This window comes from bacterium (assembly GCA_008933615.1).
Lineage (GTDB): Bacteria > CLD3 > CLD3 > SB21 > SB21 > SB21.
The window spans coordinates 105,692-125,474 of record WBUR01000003.1; the positions used below are offsets into that span (position 1 = coordinate 105,692).

10 protein-coding genes and 2 pseudogenes are annotated in these 19,783 nt (G+C 48.0%); 3 read left to right on the forward strand and 9 right to left on the reverse strand.

From position 1 onward, the window contains the following. The first annotated feature begins 2 nt into the window (after positions 1–2). A complete protein-coding gene (locus tag F9K33_01960) occupies positions 3–1,154 on the forward strand; it encodes a hybrid sensor histidine kinase/response regulator (GenBank protein ID KAB2881262.1) in 1,152 nt (383 codons plus the stop codon). Positions 1,155–1,207: 53 nt separating this feature from the next. Beyond that, positions 1,208–2,815 carry a WG repeat-containing protein gene (locus tag F9K33_01965; protein ID KAB2881263.1) on the forward strand — a complete coding sequence of 536 codons (1,608 nt, stop codon included), beginning with the start codon at positions 1,208–1,210 and terminating at the stop codon, positions 2,813–2,815. Positions 2,816–2,973: 158 nt separating this feature from the next. Here the strand turns inward: F9K33_01965 and feoB are convergent. From feoB to F9K33_01985, 4 genes and pseudogenes are all read right to left on the reverse strand, one after another. Then, positions 2,974–5,210 (reverse strand): annotated as a pseudogene (gene feoB, locus F9K33_01970) (ferrous iron transport protein B). Then, the gene (locus F9K33_01975; protein ID KAB2881264.1) at positions 5,194–6,237 is read right to left on the reverse strand and encodes a hypothetical protein; all 1,044 of its coding nucleotides are present in this window, start codon (positions 6,235–6,237) and stop codon (positions 5,194–5,196) included. The pseudogene feoB and the gene F9K33_01975 overlap by 17 nt, the downstream one beginning before the upstream one ends. A 2-nt stretch (positions 6,238–6,239) precedes the next feature. Next, complete coding sequence (locus tag F9K33_01980; GenBank protein ID KAB2881265.1) at positions 6,240–6,911, reverse strand: metal-dependent transcriptional regulator; 672 nt, start codon at positions 6,909–6,911, stop codon at positions 6,240–6,242. Positions 6,912–7,046: 135 nt separating this feature from the next. Continuing rightward, a pseudogene (locus F9K33_01985) lies at positions 7,047–7,196 on the reverse strand (DNA-3-methyladenine glycosylase I). Positions 7,197–7,311: 115 nt separating this feature from the next. Here F9K33_01985 and F9K33_01990 point away from each other — a divergent pair. Beyond that, positions 7,312–7,548 (forward strand): WG repeat-containing protein, encoded by a 237-nt coding sequence (locus F9K33_01990; protein ID KAB2881266.1) that lies wholly within the window; start codon positions 7,312–7,314, stop codon positions 7,546–7,548. Between the two features lie 142 nt (positions 7,549–7,690). Here F9K33_01990 and F9K33_01995 read toward each other — a convergent pair whose 3' ends face one another. The 5 genes from F9K33_01995 to F9K33_02015 all read right to left on the reverse strand — a co-directional run bounded on the left by F9K33_01995 (position 7,691) and on the right by F9K33_02015 (position 19,525). After that, on the reverse strand, positions 7,691–14,827 hold the full coding sequence (locus tag F9K33_01995) for a T9SS type A sorting domain-containing protein (GenBank protein KAB2881267.1): 7,137 nt from the start codon (positions 14,825–14,827) through the stop codon (positions 7,691–7,693). A gap of 828 nt (positions 14,828–15,655) precedes the next feature. Further along, positions 15,656–16,018 (reverse strand): DUF559 domain-containing protein, encoded by a 363-nt coding sequence (locus F9K33_02000; protein ID KAB2881268.1) that lies wholly within the window; start codon positions 16,016–16,018, stop codon positions 15,656–15,658. Between the two features lie 116 nt (positions 16,019–16,134). Continuing rightward, positions 16,135–17,076, reverse strand: a complete 942-nt coding sequence (locus tag F9K33_02005) for a PEGA domain-containing protein (GenBank protein ID KAB2881269.1) — start codon at positions 17,074–17,076, stop codon at positions 16,135–16,137. A gap of 240 nt (positions 17,077–17,316) precedes the next feature. Further along, positions 17,317–18,897 (reverse strand): bifunctional metallophosphatase/5'-nucleotidase, encoded by a 1,581-nt coding sequence (locus F9K33_02010; GenBank protein KAB2881270.1) that lies wholly within the window; start codon positions 18,895–18,897, stop codon positions 17,317–17,319. A gap of 49 nt (positions 18,898–18,946) precedes the next feature. Next, positions 18,947–19,525 (reverse strand): DNA-3-methyladenine glycosylase I, encoded by a 579-nt coding sequence (locus F9K33_02015; GenBank protein KAB2881271.1) that lies wholly within the window; start codon positions 19,523–19,525, stop codon positions 18,947–18,949. Between the last annotated feature and the right edge of the window lie 258 nt (positions 19,526–19,783).

The window sequence follows — 19,783 nt, forward strand, 5'->3', positions numbered from 1 at the left end:
ATATGGGAAGTGCGATAAAATCCGACATTGAGAAAAACGCTCTTTCGGCAATTCTTCCGCTGGTTCTGATCGTCGACGACAACCATGATAATATCAACGTCATCGAAGAAATGCTGGAGCAGTATGGTTTTGAATATTATGCGGTTTCCGATCCTCTGACGATTCAGGACGTGCTGGAATACCGAAAACCCGATCTTATCCTGCTGGATCTTTACATGCCGCAGCAAAGCGGGCTGGAAACTTTAACGATCATCAAAAACGATAACCGTTTTGAATCCATACCGGTGCTTATGCTGACCGCCGAAACGGATAAGCGGATGTTGTCGCGCTGCCTTGACACAGGAGCAATGGATTATATCAATAAACCCGTCGATGCCGTTGAATTGCAGGCGCGCATTCGATCGGCTTTGAAGATTTCATCGCTCACGAAGGATTTGTCCGAGCGCAATGATGAGTTGGACCGCAAGAACAAGGAAATTCAAAAATTTACCGCGACCATTGTTCATGATCTGAAGAATCCGCTTACCGTTATCATGGCTTCCATCGACTTTGTGCGCAATACGTTGGTCGAAACAAAACAAACGTTACCCGTACAATTTGCCGATATGATCAAAGAAACAACCTTTTCGATGCGGGACTCCATCAATGAAATGCTTGACGTAAGCCGAATCCAACAAGGCGCTTTCAAATTGAACATGGTCAAGGCAAGCCCGGTTGATTATATCGAGAAATGTTTATTCCGGCTGCGTTTGTTGGGGAACAAAAAATCGATAACGATTGTTCATGAAAAAAGGGAAGTTCCGCACGTATATTATGACGAAAAATGTATCAATAGCATTATCATGAACCTGGTCGGAAATTCTATAAAGTATTCAAATCCGAATTCAGAAATTCGATTGTCGTACGAAGTTCACGCGGACTATGTCCGGGTTTTGGTAAAGGATCAGGGACAGGGCATGACGGAAAAAGATCTGAGCCTTGTGTTTAAGGAATTTCAGCGGCTCAGCGCCCGGCCCACCGACGGAGAATCCTCTACAGGATTGGGGTTGGCGATTGTAAAAAGCGTTGCAGAAGCTATGGACGCTTCCGTTGGTGTCAGCTCGGAAGGCAGAGACAAAGGTTCGACATTTTGGTTTGGTTTAAGAAAAGATTAAATATTTAAGATTTTTATTTGACAGCATTTTTTTCATTTTTGAAAGCGTGCATTATGAAACATTCTCTTTTTACGGTAGTCCTGATAATGTACAGCCAGTCTATCCTGGGGCAGGAGCGTTTATATCGGATCGAAACGCAAGATCACAAGATCGGATTTATTAATTCGGTCGGAAAAATCATTTATCAGCCTCAATTTGATTTTTTATCCGATCGATCTTATCATGGCTACAGCTGGATTCACTCCGGAGGGAAAGCGGACGCAGGGTATATTAAAGGCGGAAAATGGGGATTGATCAGGCTCGGTACGCCCGGTGATCGGATGATCGTTGATCCGGCATACGACTGGGTCGGCCATTTTTCGGAAGGTCTTGCGCCCGTGCTGATGAACGGCCAATGGGGCTTTATTGATACGACGGGACGCATGCGTATCGTGCCGCAGTTTCCCGACAATGAAACTCCCGACTTTGAACCGGAACGAACAAAACAGTATCGCGATGACAAACCGGAAAATTGGTTTGTTGATAACAACTTTCCCGAATACGCAAAAGAACTCGGCCACAAATTCGGCCGGTCACTCCCGCCGTCTTATTATTTTGAATTTCGCAACGGGAAGGCGTGGATGAGAATGAAAAAAGGCGCGGTGATCATTGATACGGCCGGAACCGTTCACAGGAAATTTGAGATGGCGCCGCGTTTTGATGACGACCATTATTTTGACCCTCATGCCTGCGTCATTCGCGCCGGGAAGCAATTTGCCGCAATAAACCGGGCGGGAGATACGATCGTTCCCATGCAGGATAAGAAGATTCGTTCTGTGCAATTCGCGAGCGAGCGTATGAATTGGGTTGCGTTGGAAGGTGTACCGGAACCGGATATTTCCCAATGGGGATTGATGAATACGAAAGGGCAATGGGTGATCGAACCGGCATTTGATCAGATCTGGGTCAGGCCTAATGATTTGACCTGGGTTCGAAAAGACAAATCATGGGGACTCATCCATACGACGGGGCAATTCCTGTTCGAACCGCAATTCGACCAGATCGAACATTTTTATGAATACGGTATGAAAGTTCAAAAGAATAAAAAATGGGGATTGATCGATAATGTCGGAAAACAAATTCATGAATGCCGTTGGGACCAGTTGGGTTATCCTGATGACGGGATGGCGAAGATCGTGGAGAATAGTAAAATCGGTTTTATAGACCGCGACGGGAAGATAATGGTTAAACCGCAATTCCGCTATGCAGAATATCCGCACGATGGTTTTGTCTGGGTTGCCGGCGATTCCGGCTGGTGCGCGCTGGATCGAACAGGGAAGATGGCGGTACGGCCCGGCATGCAGTTCCAATTCGTTTACGGCTTTAATGAAGGGGTAGCGTGGTTCCGGTACAACAACCGTTACGGACTGGTAGACACTACCGGTCGGCTCATTACTGCGCCGTCTTTTGATTTTCGCAATCCGTGTTCATTCAAAGACGGGCTTGGCTGGGTGCAAAAGGACGGACTATGGTCGCTGCTGAAAAAGAACGGCGAAACGGTTTTTCAAATTAAATGCAGCGGCGCAGGGGATTTTGACGGAGAACTGGCGCAGATCTGGTTTGATGAAAAAAAATGGGGTTATGTGAATAAACTGGGAAAAGTGGTATGGAAAGGGGAGTAAATCATGGCAAGTCTCGTGGCTTGCCAGGTCTTAACCCGCCTTCTCATTTCACAGAAGTATCTGCGGCTTTGAACAGAGGTTATTTTTAAGCTGAACTGATATACGGTCACTGGGCAGTTCGCGATTTCCGCGCGATTCACTTTGTTAACAGAATCATTTCAAGGTAACAGAATTCGCCATATCTGAGCCACAAAGAAACAGGCCACAAGCCCCATAATCACCGGTAATAATGACGCTATCGTTGTCCATTTAACGCTTCCCGTTTCCTTGTAAATTGTATAAATAGTTGTGCTGCAGGGATTATGAAGAAGGCTGAAAAGCATAAGATTGACCGCTGTAAGAAGCGTCCACCCGCCCGATGTTAAGATAGCGGCGGTTGCGGAGTCTGAATCCAATTCAAACATTACCCCTGCCCCTGCGCTAGCTTCTGTATTGCCTGTTACGAGAACTGTCAGCATGAGTATCGTGGGAATGACAATTTCATTGGCCGGAATAGCGATGATATACGCCAGCAAAATAACACCGTTCAGGCCGATAAACAGCGCAAACGGATCAACCCAGCCCACAAAGTGCTGTGCCAGACTGGCGTTGTCCCAGCTGATGTTACCAACCAGCCAGATGACAATACCCGCGGGTATGGCAAAAACAACAGCGCGCCATAGAACAATAAGCGTTCTGTCAATTACGGAAGTGTAGAACGTCTTCCAAAAACGGGGCGGTCGGTACGGCGGAAGTTCAAGACTAAATGCGGAAGCTTTTCCCCGCAAAATCGTTTTCGAAAGTCCGAAGGAGACTACCAGACTGAGTCCGATGCCGAGCAGAGCAACAGCAACAACGGCACCGGCGGATAGCAGCCCGGCGAGGTATGCAGGCGCCGCAGATCCGATGAAAATGGATGCGATCAGAATCTGAGTTGGCCAGCGGCCGTTGCATAAAGAAAAGTTGTTGGTGATGATAGCAATCAAACGCTCCCTGGGGCTGTCAATAATACGGGTCGCAACGACTCCGGCCGCATTGCATCCAAATCCCATACTCATTGAAAGCGCCTGTTTTCCGTGGGCGCCTGCTTTTCGGAAAAGACTATCCATGTTGAATGCGACTCGGGGCAAGTAACCGAAATCTTCAAGTAAGGTAAACAGCGGGAAGAATATGGCCATCGGCGGTAGCATTACGCTCACGACCCAGGCACCGGCAAGATAAGCTCCGTCGATCAAGACGCCCGACAACCACCAGGGCATGCCTATCGAAGCGGCCAATTCACGCAAAACCGGATGAGCGGAATCAATGAGCAGAGAGGCCAGCATTCCGGACGGGACATTGGCACCTTCTACGGTCAGCCAGAAAACCACAGCCAGAATCAGGAACATGAATGGAAATCCAAGCCAGCGGCTTGTAACCACTCTATCAATTGCCCTATCGAGATCAAACCTCGGCTTTTGGTCTGTGCGCGTTACGACCTTTGATGCAATTCTCTCGGCGTCGCCGTAGAGCGCCTCTATCAACGAGTCATGTACGACTTCTCCTGTTTTCCAGCGCAGTGATTCGGCTATTTGGAGAATATTCTCGTTTTGGTCAGTTTTCACAAGGCCTCCGCGAGGTTTGTGGAAACGGCGTCAGCGGTCGTTTCCAGAGTACCCAACTCTCCGCTCCTGACGGCGTCAATGATCTTCTGGTCTCCCTCCAATAGTCTCAGCGCGACCCAGCGGGCATTCGGCAGCGACGGAAAGCTTCTTTGAATCTGTCCTGTCAGATCGGCGACGGCCTGATCGATTTTCCTGGGAATCTGCCGAACCCGGTACGGTTTGCAAACGAACGATCCGGTTGCAACTTCGAAAATATATTTCAACAGGTTCTGAATACCCTGACCCTGTCGAGCCGCCGCGGGTATCACCGGTACACCGAGTTCCTTCGCCAGCGACCGATCGTCAATTTCGAGCCGGTTCCGTTTCGCCTCATCTATCAGGTTGAGACAAACAATGGCCCGGTCTGTGATCTCGAGGATTTGCAGAACCAGGTTCAGGTTCCTTTCCAATCTTGTTGCATCAACAACAACGACAGTTACATCGGGCCGTCCGAAGAGAATAAAATCGCGGGCAACCTCTTCGTCGGTGCTGGTCGACAACAGCGAGTAGGTGCCGGGAAGATCAACCAATTTGAATTGTTTGTCATTGTATGAAAATCCGCCTTCCGCGCGCGTTACGGTTTTGCCGGGCCAATTCCCGGTGTGCTGACGTAGTCCGGTTAGCGCATTGAATACGGTGCTTTTGCCGGTATTCGGATTTCCGGCCAGAGCAACGACGTAGTCAAAATTTTCCATTGACACGCCCAATTTTTTTAAATTGCCAATATGGTGCGCCGGACAATCGGCACAGGCGTTCTTAGTTGTATCGTTCATTTATAACATCCTTTTCTTTGATAAAAATTTGCTTGCTTTGGGTCTCTCGCAAAGCAACAAGCGCCCCCCGGATACGGTATCCGACCGGGTCGCCTCCGGCGCCGCGTATTTCAGCGCTAATGGACGAGCCCGGCACAATTCCAAGATCCAGCAATCGTCTTCTTTGAATTCCGCGGCAAGCCCTGGAAACACCGGCAACTACAGCCTCCTCACCGTCGGCAAGAGTGTTGAGCGTTCTGAAAGAAGTCTGTGCTTCTTCATTGCGCTCAATCTTTCGTACGGTCAAATGCGTTGCCAGCAACGGAGCCAGTACGCATTCCTCGCCATCCGCCTCGAACCGGATTCTGACCTGCTCGATTTCAATCATTCTGATTTGTTGTCCAATGTGCAGACGCTGAGCGACAAGCTGCGCATAGGCTGCCTTCGGCTCATCTTCTATGTGAACGATTTCGGCAATTTCGCCAGGCTTCAATGATGACAGAGGTATACCGTCCAGCGGTTTTATTTCACCGGTTGAGTTGGGTATTGGATCACCGTGCGGGTCAATTATTGGATTGCCCATCCGCGCGGCCAATTCATTAGCCTGTGCGGCCGTCATCCGGTGTTCGATATTTTCTGCCTCCTGGTGCCAGTCGGTCTCTTCCAGGCCGGTTTCATCGGCCAGATAACGCTCCCACAGACGATGAATACGGATTACCCTAAGCGCATAAGCCCTTCCGTTTGGCGTCAATGCCAGTCCCGACGGCTCTTTCGAAGAAACCAATCCCATCGATTCTAATTTTTCGATCACATCCGTCGACTGACCCCCATCTACACCCAAGGCTCCGGAAACTGAATGTACGGTACATGAGATTCCCGTGTACTCGCAGTCATACAAATGTTTAAGCGCATCTTCCAAAAAGGCGCGGGCAGTCCCAATTCGAATTTGCCGCCATTTTGCAAGCAGGCCCCTTTGCGGCCAGAACATCATACCCGCAATCAAGACCGCTACGACACCGATAGCGAGAGCTATTTCCGGAGCTGACATTTTTATTCTGCTTTCTTCACATAGATGTTTTGAGCAACTTCCCGGCTCATGAAATGAACTTTCTTACCGCATTTCAACTGCAAAGAGCCGTCAAATGATTCCTTGGATAGAACGGTGCCCTTGCAGTTCAATTTCAATCCTGTTCGATCCATGAGTTGAAGCAGCGGTTTCGAGTCCCGGACCTTTACCACGATCGCTCGATCGCCGACGGATACGTCCGAAAGCCTCAGCAGATCGAGTTTTTCGACAGTTCCGTCTTTTGTTGGAATCGGTTCGCCGTGCGGATCGTACTGTGGAAATCCCAACAGTGTATCAAGCCGATCTTCAAACTCATCGGAAATTACATGCTCTAGCCTTTCAGCTTCATCGTGAACCAGTTCCCACGGAAAGTTCATAACTTTCATGAGAAAAACCTCCAGCAGACGATGCCGACGAATGATCTTGAGAGCAACCCGTTCACCTTTTTTTGTCAATCGAACGCCGTAGTACGGCGTGTAATTGATGTATTCACTGTCGTACAGGCGTTTTATCATGTCGGTGACCGACGGCGATGAAATTTTCAGCTCTTCCGCAATGGCTGAAGTTGTGACGGAATCATGTTCATCGCCAAGCCCATAAATCGTCTTTAGATAATCTTCGGTTGACTTTGAGTGTAATTTAAATTCATTAATCATATAATATAAATTTAAAATTAGGTATGTCTAAAATAATATAAACACAAACGAAAGTCAAGAAATAGTTCTATTTCTTAAAATGTTGTTTTAAAGCAGAACTGTCCGGTCTCTCAATAGCTGTCGGCGATGGCGCTTCTACCTTTCTACGTATTTAAAACATCCTTCCACATGATCGTCCACCATACCGGTAGCCTGCATGTGCGCATAGATGATCGTGGAGCCGACAAATTTAAATCCGCGCGCTTTCAGGTCTTTGGACAGCGCGTCCGATTCTGGAGTAATAGCGAGGACTATGCGTGGTTCAAGGAAGACGATAAATTTGGACTGGTGGATCGGACAGGATTGATAGTTTTTCCTGCAGTCATTGATTCCATAGGTTTTTTAAGCGATTTAAAAAAATTTGTTATGGGTAGATTACGGCAAGGGGTACGGTTTAATAAATTCGGACGGCCGAATCCTAATCGGACCGCGCTTTGATAATGTCGTTCCCTATGAAGACTATTCATATGTTGGAAAGCCTGTTATCTTTAATGGAGCGCTTGTGGGCGGACGAGTGGGGAAAGTTGACTCCACGGGGAAAATAGTAGTTGACCCGGCTACGAATTCCATCCGATTTTCACCGGTCAAATTCAATTGAAAGTGAAAAATAATGCGGGTATGAGTATAAATGGTGACGACTTCCGGCCGTTGACGGTTCTGTGTTTATCCGGTTGCGTTATGAACTATCGGCAATGGAAGAATGAGTTTTCTATTATTCATTAACCATTGCTCATTATTCATTATTTGACGAGCAGCATTTTCTTCACCTTTGATATTTTTCCGGATTCCATCCTGTAAATGTACATCCCGCTGGCGGCTTCTCTGCCGAAACGGTCTTTCCCGTTCCATTTGGTCTCATAATTTTTCCCGGTCTCGTAGTATGTGTCAACGAGCGTAGTAACTTCTTGTCCGAGCATGTTATAAACTTTGATCTTTACATTTCCAGACTGTGCTACGTCAAACCGTATCGTGGTTTCTGGATTGAATGGGTTCGGATAATTTTGTTGTAATACAAACGCTCGCGGGAGTTCCGACTCCATCTGCTGAACTTTCTCCGCGACCCATTCCGAATTTCCTGCAAATACTCTGAATTGCGCCGGACGACCGTTATGGAATTCATAACCCGACGCAATGTTAAGCGCATCGATCTTTTTATTGTGGGTGATATCGTAGAGGATCAGGCTGAATTCTTGCGGAAGTTGATCGATCTTCCATTGTAAAACGGTTTTTTCATCTTTGGTAGAATTCTCCACGGCCATATTCCATACATGTCCATTGCCGGAGCTGCGAATGTCATAGGCCAGTGTTTTCTCCGGCGCCGATGAAGTGAAATAAATATTCACGCCTTCTCCGACCGATATCGGATCTCTTTCATCGAGATCGTCGAATGCATCCGTCGATGCATCCGATACACCGATGACATTGTAATTATCTCTGTATTCGCCCGCTGCGGCTTTGAAACGTACCGACCAGGACATTTCATCTGCGAAGGCCTTACCGGCAGCAGGCGTCCATGACAAGACATTACCGAGAACAATATCGCCGGCTGTTTTATTATAGATCATATAACCGGCGTACGGTTTGAGCTGCGTCGACTCTTCCCATCCGCTCTTTCCGCTCCGCAGCCAGATGCGGCCAATCTGCGCATTATCGCGCGCCGAGATGTTTGCGGTGAAACTGTACGCCCACGGAACGAGATTCCATCCGGGCTCTAATACCCACTCATTGAAAATATTCGTGCTGATCGCGGAGGGACCGGTCACGCTGGAGAAAAGGTCCTCGTTAGCGCCGCTGCGGTGGTAAAAATAATAAGCGTTACCGGAACCCAGCGCCGTGACATCCGAAAAGGATTGCGACGTAGCGTCAAAACTCATCGCACGCCAATTGGACGGACCGCCGTCCTTAAATTCCTGCGGCCCGAAGTAATCGGTCAAACTCAAATTGCCGTTAAGAGACAGAGCAATGGTAGCGTATGCGTCCGACTGCAAACCGTTAGGATATGCGCTTTCATTTTTTATTGTTGCTAGATCGCTGATCTGTACGGCGATGGACTGTCGGCCGCTAATTGACGGGTAATAGGATATTCCGCCGGAATTCTGCGCGCGGATGCGGTACCACAAACCGTCTTGCGTGACACTTGCTCCAAAAATTGTTGCCACGAAAGCGGATCCGTTGAACGACATCGTAATCGAATCTCCGGGATTTTGATGAGGCTTGCCGTAAAATAGTTTCACTGTCGGACTGCTTCCTGTTACCGGCACCGTAATGACAACGTTAGTTCCCGGAGCCGGATTGGCATTGGACACCTGTATGGAACCCACTGTGATCGACGGCGGTGTGACGATGACCGTAAGATTGAATGGCCGTGAATACAAGGTCAGCTCCGTTGCAACGGTATTGGTAATATGGCAGATATATTGTCCGTCATCGGATGCCTGCGCCGATGCGATCGGATAGGATGAATTCGTTGCGCCGTTGATCAGCGTGCCGTCCTTGTACCATTGATATTGATTGTTGCTTCCGCCGACGGAAACATTGAATGACAATGAGGCATTCAGATTGACTGAAGTGTCTTTTTGAACTCCTACACTGTCTTGCGGGGAATAATTAAATGTCTGTGAAGGGGCGCCGATATTGGGTTCGATATCTTCAAATGTTAATTTGTTGGAGGTGACGTAAACGGAATTCAGGGCGCCGATCGGATTTAGATCTGGAAGATCCGTCAATAGATTGGAACTGAGATTCAGAATTTGCAATCCGTTGATGTTTTGTATCGTGGACGGCAACGCGCCGGAAAATTGATTGGTGCCCAATCCCAGGTTTGTAAGACTCGACAAATCACCGATCCACGAAGGAATGGCGCCACTCAATTGATTGGATCCCAGATCAAGAAAATCAACGTTCGGGAGATTGGCGGATCCCGGTAACCCTCCGTTCAAAGAGTTGCGACTGAGGTCAAGTGTTTGCAGACCGCTCATTGAAAAGATCTCGGCCGGAATGGTGCCGCTTAGCTGATTATTATTGAGCTGCAATTCCTGCAAGGAGGTCAAATTCCCTAATGATGGCGGGATACTGCCTGAAATCTGGTTGCCTGCCAACATCAAAGCGCCTCCCATTGCGATAAGATTACCCAGCGAACTTGGTAATATCCCGGAAATGAAATTTCCGGCCGCCTGCAAAATATCCAATTCAGTAAGATTTCCGATGGATGGCGGCAGTCTTCCCACAAGATTGTTCGCCGTCAGAACCAAATGATCTACGCGGTCGTCGTTAATAGAAACCCCATACCACGTATCGAGCGAATTTCCCGTTTTCCAATTCGTCTTATTCGTCCAATTATTTCCGCCGAGACTGTCGTAGAGATCAACGAGCGTAAGCGAATCGTTCATACGTAAAGAAAAATACACGTTTGCCGCGGCGGGAGAACTTTCGTTTAGCACATTATCCAATGCCGTTACGCGGAAGTAATACGTTCCGTTCGGCGTCAAAGGCCCGATCAGCGATGTGGTGTCCGATACGGTAACGTTGCTGTCAACCTGATTGAATACGGTCCCGTTCGTCCCAGAATAAATGCGATAACGCAGGAAATCGGAATCGGTACTGCGCCGCCATTTCAAAAATACTCTGTAATTAATGAGCGGCGTTAACGTGAGATCTGTCGGAACGCCCGGCGGGAAATCCTGGAAACGGTATGCGCCGATATCGTTGCGCGACCCGTCGGGATCGTTGTATTGCGACGCGGGATCGCCGGCATTGATGCAGGGTGAACCGGATGCGAGCTGGAAATTTCCACCCGCCGCATTGATCTGAAGCGGATCGAGCGCGAGGTCGCCGGTTCCAGGCGTAGTAAAGGTGCCGGTATAATTGAAACTGTTGTTGAAATAATCGTTATACGATCCGACGCTCGGCCCGGCGCTGTTGTTGAGTCCGAATCCGTTACCGCGGATGATATTGTTCTTTACGACGCTCGACGCGCCGCTGGAAAGGTACACGCCGTGCGTATTATTGTAGATCGTATTGTTGATGACCGAGACATTCGCTTCAACACGAATACCGTATCCGGAACTGTTTTTGACGTTCTTGATAACCGAATGCGTGATGACCGCCGGCCCGAGTAAATGCAGACCCGTTCCCGCAACATTTGTTTTTCCGTCGAATACAAACCCGTCAACCTTGACGCCAAACGCATCGTACCACATCGTGGAACTCACCGCTTCGATCACGGTCTGGTTTACCGCAGGAATTCTGGATGATTCGAGGAAATCTCCCCCGTATCCGCCACGCAAGACGGCGTAACCGGTCGTGATGATCCCTTCGGCGTAATTTCCTGCCGCAACTTTGATCGTATCCCCTAAAGCGTTTTGCATGGCTTTGGTGATCGTTCGGTACGGATTGTTCAAAGAGCCGTCGTTGTTGTCATTGCCGGAGGTAGCAACATACGTCACAGGATTGACGCCGGTTTTTGATGCCGCGGAGGTGCCGCCAAAATTACCGATATTAATTCTGCCGCCGTTGGGAGCGGGTTCATAGCCAACCGGATCCGCCGGATTACCTGCATCGATGCAGGACGAACCGCCTTTGAGGCGGAAGTCGCCGCCAGCGGCATAAACGAATTTCGGATCGGCATTGATATCATTGGCGCCGGGAGAATTGAACGTGCCGTCGTAATTCAGAAAATCATTCCCGTAAACGCAGTTATAATTTGCGATTGACGCCGAAAGATTATTATCAAGCCCGACGTCGTTCAGCATGATGATATTATTTTCGATTTTCGTAGTTCCTGCATTGGCCGACGCATTGACCACGATCGAATAAAATATCACGCCGCCGCCGGCAAGCTGATTATTATAGATCGTGTTATTTTTGATTACCGCGCCCGCGCCGGAATTGACCACGATGCCCTGATTGCCGCTGCCGAAATAATTAACGATCGTGCAATGCATGATGGTCGTGGTTCCGCCGGTGACGTTCACCGCTTTGGAAGTTCCTAACGATCCATCGAAAACGATCCCGTCAAAAGTACAGCTTTGATTGTCCGTGACCTGCGGATTGGTCACCGCTTTCCAAATGGTCTGATAGGCATGAATATCCCTCTGCGATTCGATAAATCCCGGCGCATATCCGCCGAGAACAACGAGTTGTTTACTCATCGTTCGGTTTTCCGTCCATGTTCCAGCGCCGATCTTGATCGTATCGCCGGCGAAGGCTTTATTCATCGCATCTCCGATATCGGCCAGCGGGAACTGCGCGCTGCCGTCGTTGGAATTGTTTCCGGTGGAGGATACGTGGAGGGATCTTATTACGCTATTTCGCAGCACCGAAAACGAATTGCTGCCCTGATTTGTAGCCGCTAAGTCAGGCTTGCCGTCTCCATCGATGTCGGCAATGGCTACTCCGACGGGAGAACCTCCCGTTGCGAAGTCTACTTTGGCGGCAAGACTAATAGTACCGGTAACGCTCGTGTTTTTAAGAATTGAAACCGTACTGCTGCCGTAGTTTGCCGTTGTTATATCAGCCTTACCGTCTCCGTCTATGTCACCCAAAGCTATTCCGGCGGGAACACTTCCGGTTGCGAAGTCCGCTTTAAGGGCAAGACTGATAGAACCGGCCGTGCTCGTGTTTCTAAAAACTGAAACTGAGGAGCCGCTGTAGTTTGTAACAACCACATCGGGCTTGCCGTCTCCATCCACGTCACCTATGGCGACGCCCAAGGGATAGCTTCCTGTTGCAAAATCTACTCTGGGGTCAAGACTGATCGTGCCGCTCGTGCCGGTGTTTCTGAAAACCGAAATTGTGTTGTTGCCGGCATTTGCATTAACTATGTCAGGCTTACCGTCGCCGTCCACATCACCTAGGGCAATCCCCCACGGACCGCTTCCTGTCATGGAATCTACTTTCGCGGCAAAACTGATAGTTCCATTTGTGCCTGTGTTTCGAAAGATTGAGATCATACCGCTGCTGAACTCACTTGCTACAACAAGATCGGCTTTACCGTCTCCATCCACATCGCCTATGGCAACAATATTCGGGCCGTTTCCCATTGGGAAATCTACTTTGGGGTCAAGAGTGATAGCGCCGCTTGTGCTGGTGTTTCTGAAAACTGATATTGTGGTGCCGCCATTGTTTGTAACCACCACATCAGGCTTACCGTCTCCATCTACGTCGCCAATGGCGACTCCGCGGGGAGAAACTCCCGTTGCAAAATCTACTTTGGCGGCAAAGCTAGCGGATCCGCCGGTGCCGGTATTTCTGAAGATCGAAAGCATGCTGCTGCCCTCGTTCGCCACGGCCACATCCGGTTTACTGTCTCCATCGATGTCACCTACAGCGATAGTATATGGGCCCGCTCCCGCCGTAAAGTCAACCTTTGAAGCAAAACTGGAAACATCTATGATTTGCGAACTTGAAAACGTAACAACAAACGGCTTGCTCGAATATGCCGTCAATCCGGTCGTTGTATCCGTCACGGTGATCGGCGCATACGTGGCGCCTGTAGGAACAGTTACGGTTAGCTCCGTCGTGCTGGCATTCGTCACATTTGCTTTGACCGCGCCGAAATAGACGATGTTGTTTGTTGCTGTCGAATTGAAGTTGGTTCCGGTGATTGTGACGCTCGTGCCGATGGGGCCGGAGGTTGGGGTGAAGGAAGTGATGGATGGAGGCACGAAAGGTGTTGTGTACTTTGCAATGTAGTAGGATTCCTTTCCACCTGCTGCCATAAAAGCACCACCCACATAGACATCACTCCCGCTAACGGCAATGGCATAGACGTGGTTATTTAGCCCGCTTCCAAGAGCCGACCAATTTGTTCCGTTCCATTTGGCAATGTGATTTGCCAATACCCCCCCGGCAGTACTGAATTGCCCTCCAACAAACAAATCACTTCCATTGGCCGCCATGGCGTAGGCTTGAATACTTAGTCCACTGCCCAAATCCGTCCAACTAGTTCCGTCCCATTTGGCAATACTTTTTGCTGATACGCCTCCGGCAGCGGTAAAATTACCTCCCGCGTACACAGTAGTTCCACTGACTGAGATGGCGTAAACACCACTATTGATTCCTGTTCCCAGTGCTGACCAATTGGATCCGTCCCATTTGGCAATATTTTTTGCTGATACGCTGCCAGCTGTGTCTATGTTTCCTCCAACATATACATCACTTCCACTTACCGCTATTGCATCCGCTAACCCACCCGGTAACCCGTTTCCGAGAGCCGACCAACTGCTGCCGTTCCACTTGGCGATATGGTTTGCGGATATGCCTCCCGCTATAGTAAACCAACCTCCAACATAAATATCACTTCCGTTCGCCGTGATGGAAATGACATCACTATTTAACCCACTCCCAAGCGCGGACCAACTGCTGCCATTCCATTTCGCAACATAATTTGCCGGTGCGCCGCCTGCTGTCGTGAAATTTCCTCCCACATAAACATCACTGCTACTCACAGCGATGCCTTCAACGTCACCATTTAGTCCGCTTCCAAGAGCTGACCAATTTGTTCCGTTCCATTTGGCAATGTGATTTGCCCACACGCCTCCGGCGGTATCGAAATAACCACCCACATACACATCACTCCCGCTAACTGCAATGGCCCTGACACTATTGTTCAGGCCATTAGCGAATGACGATCCAAATCCTGTCCAAGGATCATCAGGACTTGCCAAGAGCGATGCCGCCATCGAGAATACAGGCTCACCGCTTGACCCATAAGACATGCGGTATCCCGCAGGATCGAAACTTCCTGACGTACCTTTCGCAATCGACCCATCAGGATTAAGAATCGAAGAAATGGGTTTTTGGTGACTCTGGTCAATCGTCTGAGCACTTAGTGCAGATTTTATGATGAGTAGTGTCAGCAGTATTACATTTTTCATGGAGATTCTCCGGATATATGTTGTTTCAACCGCCCCCTGTCTCCCCCGCCTTAGCAAGGCGGGGGCGCGTACTATTTTAGTTTACAGTAAACTTGAATGTGGGGGCGGTTTTTTTCATACTATCATAATCATTTTCATTCGGTACGATGCTATTTCAGAATTACTTCACTTCATGTTCATCTCTCATGGAGATTCTCCGGATATATTTTTTAGATTCCAACCGCCCCCTGTCTCCCCCGCCTTAGCAAGGCGGGGGCGCGTACTATTTTAGTTTGCAGTAAACTTGAATGTGGGGGCGGTTTTTTTCATACTATCATAATCATTTTCATTCGGTACGATGCTATTTCAGAATTACTTCACTTCATATTCACTTCTCATGGAGATCCTCCGGATATATTTTTTAGATTTCAACCGGCCCCTGTCTCCCCCGCCTTAGCAAGGCGGGGGCGCGTACTATTTTAGTTTGCAGTAAACTTGAATGTGGGGGCGGTTTTTTTCATACTATCATAATCATTTTCATTCGGTACGATGCTATTTCAGAATTACTTCACTTCATGTTCATCTCTCATGGAGATTCTCTGGATATTTTTTTTTGCTATAGGGTACCTACTTCACTCAACCGCCCCCCTGCCCCCCTCCTTGCCCAGTACCTACATGAAAACTTGCAACGGGCAAGGAGGGGGACCAAGGGGGTGGTTCGGGTCATATCTCTACTATCATTAAAGTGATCTTCATTTCAGTTTCAATTAAGACAAATTCGGTTTATGAATCACCACCAAGTGTCCCGCTCACTGTGGGCAAGGAGGGGGACCAAGGGGGTGGTTCGGGTTATGTGGAGCCGAGCTCCTCTTTTATTTTTTCCAACACTTTATTTGGATTCTCGAAAAGTTCTGTATCTTTAAATCTCAAAAATCGAACGCCAAATTCTTCGATAAAAGCCTGACGTCGTTGGTCTTTTGTCTTTGCGTCATCGCTGTCGTGCGACGCTCCGTCGATCTCGATGGCAAGTTTGGCTTCCGGGCAGTAGAAGTCGAGAACGTAAGGCCCGACACCGTGTTGACGGCGGAATTTGAAACCGGATAGCTGTTTGCCTTTTAAATGTGACCACAAGAGTTTTTCAGATCGCGTTGCATGGTTTCGCAGATCGCGGCGCTTTTCAGTCTGAACAGGTTGATTATATAGTGTGCCCATAGTCGTTAGAGATTCTATTTTATATTTGTCAACCGCCCCCTGTCTCCCCCGCCTTACGAAGGCGGGGGTCGTACAATCTGGAGGTTGTTGAAAAATTAATATTGGGGGCGGTCGATTCACTGCCCCGGCGGCAGATCAGGATCGGGAATTTTACTCACGCCGCCTTTCCCGCCTCCGCCAAGCAGAACCGCTGCGCCGCCGCCGAGAACCGCAACGCCGCCAACCACATACCAAAGCGTCTTATTGGATTTCTTAGTTCCGGCCGAAACGGTTTTTTCTTTTTCGGCGAGTTCTGCAGCGGCTTTGGCTTTTGCCGCTTCATCCGCTACACGTTTCATATACGATTTGGAATATTCCAGTTTAGCGTCGATCTTTTGGTCGGAATTGAGTTCGATCTCTTTTGAATAAGTGGTGTAATCGGCGGAATTTGCCGTAACCGTGACCGAGTGCTGTCCTTCACTCAGAGAAAGCTTGAGTGACTTTTGCCCGACCTTCTGGCCGTCAATAAGAATATCAACGGCTTTGGCGGATTTCGGCGCAGAAACATTGATCGCGAGTTCGAATTTTCTGGTAACCGTTCTCTTCCCAACAGCACCCGCAAGGCTATTGGCCATCGTTTGCATGACACCGAGCAGGCCGTCGCGTTTTCCGACGTAATCCTGCGTTTGAGCCTGAATGATCTTACCGGTCGTGACGTCGATGATGCGAAGATCGATCGTGTACGTTTCTCCAAAAACGCCGATATCGCCGGCGATCATCGCCTGCACCCCGAGGAGTTGGCCAACCTGCACAGCGCATTCGGCTGTATTGCAGTTATCTGAAATATTAAAATCCTGCGCTTTGAGTATCTCATTCATTTTTTCCCGTTCCACCACATCGAATATATGGGTCTGCACAAGCATGTTGCGGAACCGATTGGCCAGGATCGAAACTTCACTTTTTTCAAATCCTCCGGCAGACTGAAAATCAAGAACGGCTACGGTGGTTTTTTTGGATTGGGAATAGGCGTGCCCCGCCAGGAGCGTTAAGAGCAATAAAACCCCGAAAGATGGTTTCATAGTACACCTCGCTTAAAGATCAACTTCGCCGAGATGGCGCAATAATGTGTGGTAAACATTTTTTGGAAGCAGCTTAATACGACCGATTTGGAAGTACCAGACTGTTCGCCAAGGAGATATTGAGATTGGATGAACGCAGTCGCTATAAAGCTCTTCTTGCTAAACTGAGTTAAAAATAAGAACAATTCGATGCATTGACAAGAAAAAAGTCTACTGCGATTAACCGCCCGGTATCCGTTCTCACGGCTTTATCATAACGACCCTTCCAAAAAACTGAGGCTTATACACGTCAAAGGATTTCAAGTATTGGATCATCGTCTGAAGAACTTCAACGCGGGTATCTTTTTTTGATAATGCCCTCCTGAAAGCGAGAAATCCGTCGCCGCCGTCCGCCAAAAAGTTACTCGTCACAACTTTATAAATTTTGTCATCTTCAAAAGTTTTGCCATTCAATTTATATAGAACCACTTTGTTTCCATCCGCCGCCGAAACGCTGTAATGCATTTCCACGCCTTCTGAAACCTGTAAAATTCCGTTAGTAAGACCTGCGGCATGTTCGAATAAGTCTTTTATATCTTTTCCATTCATTTCGACTAACACAATTGTATTAGGAAAAGGAAATGCGGAAATCAAATTTCCCATGGTGACTACCGGCCCCGTAATATCGTCCCGAAGGCCGCCGCTGTTCGTTATAGCAAGGTCGTTATCGGGATATGCGTGAAGCATCGCGTCGGCAACCATATTGCCCATCAGCGATTCCATGCTATAGGAACGCGTAAGGGGGTGGGAGATAGTGCAAATTTTCTGATCGGCTATTTCACTCAGTTTGTTTTTCCATTTATCGATAACGTGTTTTGTATCCGCGTCATCCTCGATTTCATCATCAAAAACATAATTCAAAATATTACTGAAACCGGTTATTTTATCCTTCCCGGGATCATATTGTATATCCAGTTTACCGACTTCCATGCCCAATGCATCGGTAGAAATGATAATGGTACCGTTGGAGATCAGCGGCTGCGGAGTTCCCTGATGGGCATGGCCCGTTATGATAATATCGACGCCGGGTACTCTTTTGGCCAGTTCAATATCTCTTTGCAGGTTTCGTTCTGCGTCGGTGAGTCCGGCAGAGGATTGTTTTCCCGGAATACCTTCATGCACCAGTAATACGACCAGGTCAACTTTACCTTCGAGTTCGTTAATGTATTTTTTAAGATAAATCTCCTCGTCTCTCGCTTCGATTCCACGAACCATTATGTCGGAGATGGTGTCGTAAAAAGCGTACTTGCCGTGCAATCCGATCACGCCGATACGTATCCCGTTCTTCTTCAAAATCATATAGGGATGATTCCAAAACAGACGGTCGGTACCCGAATAAAATATGTTGCCATTCAAAATCGGAAACGTTGCCTTCTTTAATTGCTCATCCAGATTTTGCCATCCATGGTCAAACTCATGATTGCCGATGCAAGCGGCGTCGATCGATAAATGGTTAAGCACATCGATCACGGCTTCACCTTTAGTGAGAGAACTAAATAGCGGCCCGGTAAAATAATCACCGGCATCAAAATACAAAGTGTTGGGGTTTGATTTTTTGGCTGTTTTTACAATCGTTGCGATATTGGCAAATCCTCCGATTTTTCTTGTTTCACTGATCCATTTTACCTGCATCGGCTCAAAATGCGAATGCAGATCATTGGTATACAAAATGGTCAGGCTTCGGAGGGAATCTTTGCCGGCCGATTGCGATAGAGCGAACTGAGAAGAAAGGATCAGGATAAAAAACGGCAGCCATTTGAGCTTCATGGTAGAGTTTTTCATAACACAACCTTCCTACTCTTTATTGAAATACAAAAACATATCGATCAGACTACCTCTTCACATACTTAAAACATCCTTCCACATGATCGTCCACCATGCCGGTGGCTTGCATGTGCGCGTAAATGATGGTCGAGCCGACAAATTTGAATCCGCGCGCTTTCAGATCTTTGGACAGCGCGTCCGATTCCGGTGAGGTCGGGCGTATTCGCGCTTTGGTCATGCCTTTGGGATCTCGGAGGGTTTTGTAATTGGTGAATTGCCAAATGTATTTATCGAAAGAACCGAATTCCTTTTGCACGGCCAAAAAAGCTTTTGCATTGGTGATCGCCGCTTCGATCTTGAGGCGGTTTCGTACAATGCCCTCGTCATGCATCAGGCGTTGAACGTCTTTTGCGGTGAATTTGGCAACTTTCTTCGGATCGAATTTTTTAAATGCCTTTCTAAAGTTATCTCTTTTTCGCAAGATCGTGATCCAGCTTAGTCCGGCTTGAAAACCCTCGAGTATCAGCATTTCGAATAATCTTTGTTCGTCATGAAGCGGAACGCCCCATTCGTTATCATGGTAATCGCAATACAACGGATCGGTTCCGGGCCACCAGCAGCGCGGTCTTGAAGTCGTTGGCGTCATAGGATCTTTCGGAATTTTAGTGGTAAAAAACTGTTAGCAAACCTAAGAAAGTGAAATGCAGAGTTCAAGGGTTTTATTTATGGCCATTGATCGATAATTTGACGGAAACAGGTTGAAACGCAAATTGACAATCGTAAATCTGAAATCTACAATCGTCAATTCGTTTTCAGTATTACTGCTTGACTTTAAAATCGATTTACTCTAATTTTTTACACACGTTCTTATTTCACTCCCGCTAATTTTTTTACGTGTTTGGTT

Excerpts from the sequence above, each read along its gene's own strand:
- F9K33_01980 (KAB2881265.1), bottom strand. The coding sequence starts at position 6,911 with ATGATTAATGAATTTAAATTACACTCAAAGTCAACCGAAGATTATCTA.
- F9K33_02005 (KAB2881269.1), bottom strand. The coding sequence starts at position 17,076 with ATGAAACCATCTTTCGGGGTTTTATTGCTCTTAACGCTCCTGGCGGGG.
- F9K33_01995 (KAB2881267.1), bottom strand. The coding sequence starts at position 14,827 with ATGAAAAATGTAATACTGCTGACACTACTCATCATAAAATCTGCACTA.
- F9K33_02015 (KAB2881271.1), bottom strand. The coding sequence starts at position 19,525 with ATGACGCCAACGACTTCAAGACCGCGCTGCTGGTGGCCCGGAACCGAT.
- F9K33_02000 (KAB2881268.1), bottom strand. The coding sequence starts at position 16,018 with ATGGGCACACTATATAATCAACCTGTTCAGACTGAAAAGCGCCGCGAT.
- F9K33_01960 (KAB2881262.1), top strand. The coding sequence starts at position 3 with ATGGGAAGTGCGATAAAATCCGACATTGAGAAAAACGCTCTTTCGGCA.
- F9K33_01975 (KAB2881264.1), bottom strand. The coding sequence starts at position 6,237 with ATGTCAGCTCCGGAAATAGCTCTCGCTATCGGTGTCGTAGCGGTCTTG.
- F9K33_01965 (KAB2881263.1), top strand. The coding sequence starts at position 1,208 with ATGAAACATTCTCTTTTTACGGTAGTCCTGATAATGTACAGCCAGTCT.
- F9K33_02010 (KAB2881270.1), bottom strand. The coding sequence starts at position 18,897 with ATGAAAAACTCTACCATGAAGCTCAAATGGCTGCCGTTTTTTATCCTG.